The following is a 3,317-nucleotide window of genomic DNA, read 5'->3' as shown; positions in this document are numbered from 1 at the left end:
GAGCTCGAGGACGCGGTCGACGTCGAGGACGACCATGAGCTGGCCGTCGAGACGGTGGACACCGCCGGCGAGCTTGGCCATGCGGGGGTCGAGATTGACGGGATTTTCTTCCATGCCGTCCTCGGCGAGCCGCAGCACTTCGCCGATCTGGTCGATCAAGAGGCCGTAGGATTCACCGCGCAGGTCGACGCCGACCGCCATCGGGATCTTGCCGTCCTCGGGCTTGGGCAGGCCGAGCCGGGCGCGCATGTCGACCACGGTGACGATGCGGCCGCGCAGGTTCAGCACGCCTGCGATCTCGCGCGAGGACAGCGGCACGCGGGTGACGCGCTCGGGCATGAACACGTCCTGGACGCGGGAGATCGGCAGGCCGAACAGCTGGCCGCCGATCATCGCGGTGACGTATTCGACCATGGCGCCTTCGCCGGACTGGGTCTTCTTGGTCATGTTAGTTTCTCCTGATCCCGCTGGTTACGCTGCTGCGCGGCTCAGCTCGGAGGCACCGGCGGCGCCCGCGGTCTGTTCCTTCAGCGCCGCGATCAGACCGGGACGGTCGAACTTGGCGACATAGTCGTGGAAGCCGGCCTGACGGCCGCGCTCGATCGCCGCCGGCGACACCAGCGCGGAGAGCCCGATGATCGGCATCGCGCCCAGATTGCTGTCGGAGCGGATGGTCTCGGCAAACTCGAACCCGTTCATGTCGGGCATCTCGATGTCGGTCAGGACCACGTCGAAGCTCTGCGCGCGCAGAGCAGCTAAGCCCTCCTGCGCGGTCGGCGCGGTGCGGACGCGGTAGCCGGCGGCCTTGAGCACCGGGGCCAGCATGTTGCGGAAGAACGCGGAGTCGTCGACCAGCAGCACCGATTGCGAGTGCAGCGACGGCTTCATCTCCTTGCGGGTGAACCAGTCGGAGAACGCCATCGGCAGGAAGTGGCCGACGTCGATCACTTCGGTGGCCTGGCCCTTGATCACGGCCGAGCCGAGAATGCCGGAGGAGGATCCGCCGACCTCGATGTTGAGCCGTTCCTCGACGATGTCGATGATCTCGTCGACGACGAGGCCCATGGAGCGGCCGTCATCGGAGAACACCAGGATCGGCTGGGCGCCCTGGCTCGCGATGGTGACGCTTTCCATGGCCACGAGCGGCATCAGCTGCTCGCGGTACTGCACCATGTAGCGGCCGTTGCTGAACTCGATCTTGTCGGCCGGCAGTTCTTCCAGGCGCGTGACGAGCCCGAGCGGGACCGCCTTGGGTTGGGACGAGCCGGCGCGGAACACCAGCAGCGAGGTGGTCTGCTCGCCCGATCCGATGTGGTGAGCCCCGTTCTCGTTGTTCATGTCATGGGCCGAGGAGCCGGCGGCGCCGAGCGCCTTGGCGATGCCGTTGGGGTCGATGATCATGATGACCGCGCCGTCGCCCAGGATGGTATTGCCCGAGAACATGTCGATGTGACGCAGTTTCGTCGACATCGGCTTGACCACGATTTCTTCGGTGTGGAACACGCCGTCGACGACGATGCCGAAGGTCTGGCTGCCGACCTGCGTCACCACGATGAAGCCGTTCTCGGGATCGGAGACCGCGCCGTCGTCGATCTTGAGCAGCTTCTTGAGATGGATCAGCGGTAGCAGCTTGTTGCGCAGCCGGAGAACCGCGGTGTCCTTGATGCGCTCGATGCGGTGCTCCGAGTTGGCGCGGGCACGCACCAGCTCGACCACGGAGAGCTGCGGGATCGCAAAGCGGTCGCCGGCGGCTTCCACGATCAGCGCGGAGACGATGGCGAGCGTCAGCGGGATCTTGATGGTGACGGAGGAGCCTTCACCGGCGACCGACTTGATGTCGATGGTGCCGCCGATCTGGTCGATATTGGTGCGCACCACGTCCATGCCGACGCCGCGCCCCGACACCGAGGTGATGGCGGCCGCGGTCGAGAAGCCCGGCGCGAAGATGAACTTGTGGATCTGGGCTTCGCTCATCTTCTCGAGCTCGGCCTCGCTGACCAGGCCCGAGGAGATCGCCTTGGCCTTGATCCTGTCGGTGTTCAGGCCACGGCCGTTGTCGGCGATGCAGATGATGATGTGGCCGCCCTCGTGATAGGCGGACAGGCGAATGGTGCCCTGCTCGCCCTTGCCGCCGGCGAGACGCTCGGCCGGGGTCTCCAGGCCATGGTCGGCGGAGTTGCGCACCATGTGGGTGAGCGGGTCCTTGATCAGGTCGAGCACCTGGCGGTCGAGCTCGGTGTCGGCGCCGTGCATCTCCAGCTCGATCTGCTTGCCGAGTTCGCTCGAGAGGTCGCGAACGATGCGGGGCAGCTTCTGCCAGGCATTGCCGATCGGCTGCATGCGCGTCTTCATGACGCCTTCCTGCAGCTCGGCGGTGACGTTGGACAGCCGCTGCAACGGCACCTTGAACTCGGTGTCCTCGTTGCGGCGGGAGATCTCCAGCAGCTGGTTGCGGGTCAGCACCAGCTCCGAGACCATGGTCATCAGATGCTCCAGCGTATCCACGTTGACGCGGATCGACTGGTTGGCGATGCTGGCGCCCTCGCCGGCGCCCTCGTCGGCGGCCATCGATTTCTTGGGCGCGACCTTCTCCTTGGGCGCCTTAGTCTCCTTGGCGACGTCCTTGGCAACAGGCACCGGGGCTTCAGCGGCAGGCTCAGGCTCGGCCTTGACTTCAGCTTTGGCAACGGGCGCCGGGACTTCGATCGCGGTCTCGCGGAAGGCGCGCTCCAGCTCGTCGAGCGAGACTTCGCCCGGACGCAGCGGGCGCTCCAGGCTCTGGTCGGCCGGCGTGCCGGAGGTCGGCGCGGCTTCGACGGCGGCAGGGGCCTCCGGCACCAGCGGCGGCGCTTCGGCCACGGGAGCAGCGGCACCTGCAGCCGGCATCGGCTGCGCCGAGCCTGACGCGATCGGCTGCGCCGACGCTGACATGGCCGCCATGCCCTGCTCGACCATCGCTTCAAGCTTGTCGATGAGATCGCGGTCGGTGCCCTCGGGCTCGGCTTCGGTCGCCTCCAGCCCGGCCAGAATTTCCTTGATGCGGTCGATCGAGGACAGGATCACCGTCACCGCCTGCCCGGTCACCGGCATGCCGTCGCGGAATTTGCCCATCAGCGTCTCGCCGGCATGCGCCAGCGCTTCCAGTCGCGGCAAGCCGAGGAAGCCGCACGTGCCCTTGATGGTGTGGACCAGCCGGAAGATGTTATCCAGGATCTTGGCGTTGTTCGGCTCCTGCTCGAACTTCACCAGCTGATTGTCCACGGTGTCCAGGCTCTCGCTGGTTTCCGTCAAAAACTCCCGCAACAGATCATCCATGA

At 66.3% G+C, this 3,317-nt stretch carries 2 protein-coding genes; both read right to left on the bottom strand.

Going from position 1 to position 3,317, the window contains the following annotated elements; translation table 11 throughout:
* The coding region (locus AC0L2J_RS34575; RefSeq protein ID WP_247468230.1) for a chemotaxis protein CheW at positions 1-447 on the bottom strand (447 nt) is incomplete at its 3' end.
* 24 nt (positions 448-471) lie between these two features.
* Complete coding sequence (locus tag AC0L2J_RS34570; RefSeq protein WP_473395961.1) at positions 472-3,315, bottom strand: hybrid sensor histidine kinase/response regulator; 2,844 nt, start codon at positions 3,313-3,315, stop codon at positions 472-474.
* Between the last annotated feature and the right edge of the window lie 2 nt (positions 3,316-3,317).

The sequence above is a fragment of the Bradyrhizobium sp. MV1.5 genome (assembly GCF_055807615.1).
This window is presented reverse-complemented; position numbering and strand designations above follow the sequence as displayed.

Excerpts from the sequence above, each read along its gene's own strand:
- AC0L2J_RS34570 (WP_473395961.1), bottom strand. The coding sequence starts at position 3,315 with ATGGATGATCTGTTGCGGGAGTTTTTGACGGAAACCAGCGAGAGCCTG.